We start from the raw sequence: 4,740 nt of genomic DNA, 5'->3' as shown, positions 1-4,740 counted from the left end.
TAGTGCTGGAAATTGTCCTTTGGATTTTTAATTACGGCGTACACTTGTCGCAGATTCCCCGGCTTCTTAATTGGGAATTAAAACCTCAAAGTGATTAAAATTTAGCGGCAGTTCTTGAAAGGTAAAAGTCTGTGAGTAGATGAATTATGGCAGCGTATTCACATCTTAATGCCAGGAATTTATATTAATAATACTTAGTAATTATTTTGATTGGTAGATGAAAAGCACAAACTAGAGTACGATAACGGCTATAGCCGTCCTAAATAATTCGTGAATTATGAGACCTCAACTTCTTAGAGAAGCTGGGGATATGAAGGGTAGCATCTCGCAAATCCAATAGGATTACTATGGATTTAATTAGCAGGATATCTATAGGATAAATATCAAATTATTATTTTTATAGTATTTATTTTTAGGTCATAAAAAATTCTGGTAAAATTTGATGGTTGCTCTAAGTATTCAATGTTGTATATTTGTAGAATCAAAGCACAGCAAAACACTAAAAAATTTAACAATAAAGTAATAGAAAACTTTAATCAGCGGCACTATTTATATTAGGGCAGAAATTTCATCTACAACTTTCAGCCGGTTCTTGCGGACAGCGTAAAGTAGCCGATCAATTGCTCGCTTGTCTTCTTCGCTGATTGCATCTTGCAACAGTGCAGCCATCAGCCCATATCGGTCAGCCAGGGTAATGCTACCAGTGTAGGTAGCTTGAGCAAATAGTTCAGCGATCGCAGAGTCGAGAGGGCAGATTTGAACAGGCATCTTACGGACATTAACTCGATATTTCTAATATCACGCTTTTGCCCGTCTTACTGAGTGATTAACCCCTGTAAAAAATGTGACGATACCTTAGATAATCATGCGATCGCGGGTTTAAGTAAAGGTGATGAGCAGCTAATTGCTGAGTGATATAAATCACACAACTAGCCCTGCGACGGAGACTGTTCTGGGTGCGATTCTACTTTGGGCTGAACCACAACCGAAAGATACTCGCGGTAACGACAAATCTTGTCGCCGCGAACATCGAAAGAGATTGCCCCTCGGTTCTGATAAGGCTTCCCCCGCAGATGCCCTTGAGAGCGAATCTCGAACACAACGGTCGTCTCGTTACTGGTGACGCCATCTAGCGTCACCACCAGCTCATTGTTGAAAGCTTCAGACGCATACTCAAAGAAAGCAGCTGCCCGTGCTTTACCGACATTTTCCCCCTGATATTGCCCCACTGGAAACCAGAAGCTAAAGTCATCCGCAAGCATTTCCAAAAACGGTTCCCACTTGCCGGTTCCCATCCCCTGAGTGAAGTGCCCAAATGCACGCTGGGCAGTTTCCATCGTGCTTTGTTGTGTTTGTGCCATGTTTGTAAGCTGCTGCAACTAAATCAATTGTGGCAAAAACAAGCGGAGAGAAGCCGTAGAAATCTCATCGGAACCGCAGGATGCCTGCTTGCACGCTTCGGATGCCGCTACCAGCTACTAGCACCCTCGATATATTGTCCCACCGATAATTAGTGCAGAGGAACTTTCAAAAATGCGGCAAAATTGAGATGCGAATCTTCGGAGACAAGCAGGGATGAATAGCAACCAAAATGAGGGGCAGGCTTCGATTCTGCCCTTACCTGAAGATAGTGACACAATGCGGATACGACCTTGGGGCACAGTCACTGTTTTAGAAGAAGGGCAACGCTACCGGATTAATCGCATTGAACTCAACCCAGGTCATCACATTAGTACCCAAATGCACTATCACCGAAGCGAACACTGGATCGTTGTATCTGGCACCGCCAAAGTGATTTGTGATGGTAAAGAGACAACCTTAATTCAAAAACAGTCAACCTACGTGCCGATGTCTACAGCTCACCGGGTTGAAAATCCAGGGTGTATTCCTCTCGTGATGATTGAAGTCCAAAATGGAGAATACCTTGGAGAAGATGACATCATCCGTTTCGACGACGCGGAAACCTAACATCGCAAAATCAAAGGATATCGTGGTTCTCACTTGAATCAAATACAAGAGCGAACCCCTAGCCTATTCTCTATAAGGGAAGGGGCTAGGGGTTTTATACAAAGACAGAAAAATGTAAGGGAAGGGGTCTAGGAGGCTAGCTGTTTTTGCAACAAGTAGAAATACGCATCAAAACTTTATCAACATTCTGTCTTACTTCTTCATTCTTAATTCGTAATAAACGCAATCCTCTGGCTGACAAAATTTTGTCGCGTTCTGCATCGTATTCAGCTTGTAGTTCGTGAATTTCTCCATCTACTTCTACGACCAATCCGACAGCGTGACAGTAGAAATCTACAATAAATCCATTAATAATCTGCTGGCGGCGGAAGTGGAAACCATTTAACCGATTAGCGCGAAGATATTGCCAAAGAATTTTTTCTTCCGCTGTCATTTGTTTGCGAAGTTCTTTGGCACGTTCCACTTTAGCTGAGGCTACATTTTGTCCAATAACAATATTGCGAGTTCCCTCTTTTCTCGGTGATGAAGGATGCTGGGGTGTTGGGTTATTCATCGACTAAGTATGAAGATATATTAGTATCTTTCATTATGCTTGACCTCTCCCCCAACCCCTCTCCGAAGCGGAGAGGGGAGCCGGGTTTTTCTCCTTCCCTTGTAGGGAAGGGGGTTGGGGGGTTAGGTTTGTGGAGGTTAAACGGAGGATGCGATCGCACTTTCATATCTTCCGCCCAGCTCGGTCAGAGTAAGCTGGTGTATTTTAAATCAATTCTATCTTCGTGGCTTTCGCCTGTAATGTGGCTCCACCCAAGCCCCATTTCTTCTAAAGTGACCTCGAACAGGTACATAATCACTTTGATTAGAAATGCGACTATACTCTGCTTGCGTGAGCCTTGACTTAGTTACTTTTGTTGGTAGTTTACTTACTGGGTACTGTCTTTTGGATTGTACAGCCCCTTGCTCAGGTGTTTGTTTCGGAGGTGCTGGTTTTTGCTGAGATGGTTGTGCTTGCTTTTGCTGAGCTGCCTGTCTTTGATTGTTTATCTTTTGTTGGAATGTAGTAGAAGATATTGCTCTTACTTTATTTACTTGTTGTCTTGCTTGGACAAAATTAATAGATTGGGAGGTAACTCTTGGGTTTCTTTTAGTAAATTGATTGAGCAGGATTTCAGCCTGATAAGCTGAAGCGGTAGCTTTCTGAAGTTCGTAAGTATCGAGAGAATCTAGTTCTGCTAATTTCTGACACGAAAATTCATAGAAAAGACCAAAACTACCCGCTACACCTCCTAAAACCACCATTGCCCAATATAGCTGAGCTAACTGTCCCAGAGTTATGTAACCAAACAGACACAGCAACGCTAGCGTCCAACTCCAGTCAACTAGTTCTTTTATACGCTGGAAATGCTGGCGTAGAGATGACATTGGCACACTATACAATTTATTTAGTAGGCTTAGATGTATTAGACTTAGAGCATTTCAACATAATTTGTTTAGGTCTATCTGGGTTGCTTAGCAGATTTAGGTTTTGATTGAAAGGAGCGCAACCATCTTTACTCAAGCGAACCCTCACGTATTCTGTATTTGGTATTTGAACTCTAAAAAAACCTAAATTATCAGTTGTATCTGAGTCTGCCCCGCCTTCAGATTCCATTATGACTTTTGCGCCAACTACAGGCTGTTGAGAGTCTTCATCCAAAACGAGTATTTTGACACTTTTTGAATCTGGTGTTTTTGAAGCAGGATTTCCAGCAATTTGCTCATTCGAGCCATTAAGTCCTGGAATGTGCGTTGCTGCTCCGTAACCTACAGCCAGTAAAAAAATAGCAATGGAAGCATAGAGTAATGGTTTTGGTAGCTTACTTAGATCCACAGCGCTGATAGGTAGACAGATTTATCACCACATTATAACTACTGCTCTGGTGCTCTAGCACCATAAAAAAACCGCCAAGGGCATATAAGCGCTAAGGAAAGAGCTTTTTTCTTATTCTTAGAGCTTTTTAGGTCTTAGCGATTCCAACCACACCTAAAAACACTTCTCAGATAAGACAAACCTAACCCCCCAAGCCCCCTTCCCTAGTAAGTAAAGGAGGGAATTTATAGCCCCTCCCCTGCCAGGGGAGGGGTTGGGGAGAGGTGAACCGAGAAGTATTGACACCTAAAACTACCGTCCCACATCTGTAGACATACCCAAAATATCTTCAATTTGGGGAATTTATTCCAGCAGAATCATGCGACCTTTATCTTAAAAGTTAGCGATTTGCGCGAAGTTGAACCTTAAAGTTTTACGATACTGTAATTTGTTCTCTTATCCAAGTTCTAAAAGCTCTCATTGTATTATTCCTACCAATAGCTTTTACCTGACTTAAATATTGGGGAATTACATGAGCCAGTGGTAAATTAGGAAAAATCAGACTAAAATCTGACTCGATATACTTACCGTCTCGTAATACATTAATTTGTAACTTGCCTTTTTCAAATCGCCAAAGCTCAGGCACTCCTAAAGCCTCATAAATACTTGGATGAGTGCGAGAAGTTATATCTATCTCTAAGGCTAAATCTGGAGGTGGGTCGATGGATAAATCTAATCTTTCTTTTCCTCTTACTGCTGCTTCATTTTGAATATAAAAACAGTTATCGGGTTCTATCCCTTTCAGCATATCCGGGTTTTTAAAAGTAGTAGAACCAAGAGGATAAAAATCAATATCTAGTTCTTCTAAAATAATTTCAATAAAGTTGCTGATAAACAGTTTATTGGTTTCATGCTCTGACAAGGGT

The 4,740-nt window shown here is 41.7% G+C and carries 7 protein-coding genes; 1 reads left to right on the top strand and 6 read right to left on the bottom strand.

From position 1 onward, the window contains the following. Positions 1–549 precede the first annotated feature (549 nt). Positions 550–768 carry a hypothetical protein gene (locus H6F50_RS24835; protein WP_190430739.1) on the bottom strand — a complete coding sequence of 73 codons (219 nt, stop codon included), beginning with the start codon at positions 766–768 and terminating at the stop codon, positions 550–552. A gap of 161 nt (positions 769–929) precedes the next feature. After that, entirely contained in the window at positions 930–1,361 is a 432-nt protein-coding gene (locus H6F50_RS24830) for a nuclear transport factor 2 family protein (protein ID WP_190430738.1), read from the bottom strand. A 277-nt stretch (positions 1,362–1,638) separates the two neighbouring features. Here H6F50_RS24830 and H6F50_RS24825 point away from each other — a divergent pair, with 277 nt between their 5' ends. Beyond that, the gene (locus tag H6F50_RS24825) at positions 1,639–1,968 is read left to right on the top strand and encodes a phosphomannose isomerase type II C-terminal cupin domain (RefSeq protein WP_190413787.1); all 330 of its coding nucleotides are present in this window, start codon (positions 1,639–1,641) and stop codon (positions 1,966–1,968) included. Between the two features lie 136 nt (positions 1,969–2,104). On the opposite strand, the gene H6F50_RS24820 is transcribed toward H6F50_RS24825, so the two are convergent. From H6F50_RS24820 to H6F50_RS24805, 4 genes are all read right to left on the bottom strand, one after another. Continuing rightward, on the bottom strand, positions 2,105–2,521 hold the full coding sequence (locus H6F50_RS24820; protein ID WP_190430737.1) for an endonuclease domain-containing protein: 417 nt from the start codon (positions 2,519–2,521) through the stop codon (positions 2,105–2,107). A gap of 215 nt (positions 2,522–2,736) precedes the next feature. Then, positions 2,737–3,264 carry a hypothetical protein gene (locus tag H6F50_RS24815; protein WP_190430736.1) on the bottom strand — a complete coding sequence of 176 codons (528 nt, stop codon included), beginning with the start codon at positions 3,262–3,264 and terminating at the stop codon, positions 2,737–2,739. 139 nt (positions 3,265–3,403) lie between these two features. Continuing rightward, positions 3,404–3,835, bottom strand: a complete 432-nt coding sequence (locus H6F50_RS24810; RefSeq protein WP_190430735.1) for a hypothetical protein — start codon at positions 3,833–3,835, stop codon at positions 3,404–3,406. Positions 3,836–4,247: 412 nt separating this feature from the next. Further along, positions 4,248–4,740, bottom strand: a 493-nt coding sequence (locus tag H6F50_RS24805; protein ID WP_190430734.1) for a Uma2 family endonuclease, incomplete at its 5' end; no start/stop codon positions are given.

Origin of the sequence: Coleofasciculus sp. FACHB-712 (assembly GCF_014695635.1) — a bacterium.
In the GTDB taxonomy this organism is placed as follows: domain Bacteria; phylum Cyanobacteriota; class Cyanobacteriia; order Cyanobacteriales; family FACHB-T130; genus FACHB-T130.
Note: the sequence above shows the minus strand (reverse complement) of the source record. Positions and strands in the feature narration are given on the sequence as shown.

Bases quoted from the DNA above. Each gene is read 5' to 3' on its own strand.
- H6F50_RS24835 (WP_190430739.1), bottom strand. From the start codon at position 768: ATGCCTGTTCAAATCTGCCCTCTCGACTCTGCGATCGCTGAACTATTT.
- H6F50_RS24830 (WP_190430738.1), bottom strand. From the start codon at position 1,361: ATGGCACAAACACAACAAAGCACGATGGAAACTGCCCAGCGTGCATTT.
- H6F50_RS24825 (WP_190413787.1), top strand. From the start codon at position 1,639: ATGCGGATACGACCTTGGGGCACAGTCACTGTTTTAGAAGAAGGGCAA.
- H6F50_RS24820 (WP_190430737.1), bottom strand. From the start codon at position 2,521: ATGAATAACCCAACACCCCAGCATCCTTCATCACCGAGAAAAGAGGGA.
- H6F50_RS24815 (WP_190430736.1), bottom strand. From the start codon at position 3,264: ATGGTGGTTTTAGGAGGTGTAGCGGGTAGTTTTGGTCTTTTCTATGAA.